At 34.8% G+C, this 431-nt stretch carries 1 pseudogene; it reads right to left on the bottom strand.

Going from position 1 to position 431, the window contains the following annotated elements:
* Positions 1 to 104: 104 nt before the first annotated feature.
* Positions 105 to 431: pseudogene (locus CQA66_RS09375) on the bottom strand (aspartate aminotransferase family protein); the annotation flags it as partial.

Below are 431 nucleotides of genomic sequence, written 5' to 3'. Positions count from 1 at the left end.
GCCGTTTGTAGGGAAATATTGTATTTTTTTGCGATTTGCATAAAACCATTGCTGAATTGATTGGCTAAAGATTCTAATCTTGTATAGAGTCCTGTATCTGATCTTTATGCTGTTATTTCTTGTAGTGCCTCATCGATTTTTGCTAACACAGAATCTATCAAAGCCTCATTAAATGTCGCGCAAATAAAGCTTGTTTCAAATTGTGAAGGAGCGAAATTCACACCTTTATCTAACATTTTTGCATGGAATCTACTATAAAAATGGGTATCTGACTTTGCTGCAGTTTCCCAATCATATACCGGATTTTCTGCGAAAAAGAATCCAACCATACTACCACGAACTGCCGTTTGTAGGGAAATATTGTATTTTTTTGCGATTTGCATAAAACCATTGCTGAATTGATTGGCTAAAGATTCTAATCTTGTATAGAG

The sequence above is a fragment of the Helicobacter aurati genome (assembly GCF_003364265.1).
Taxonomy (GTDB): domain Bacteria; phylum Campylobacterota; class Campylobacteria; order Campylobacterales; family Helicobacteraceae; genus Helicobacter_A; species Helicobacter_A aurati.
This window is presented reverse-complemented; position numbering and strand designations above follow the sequence as displayed.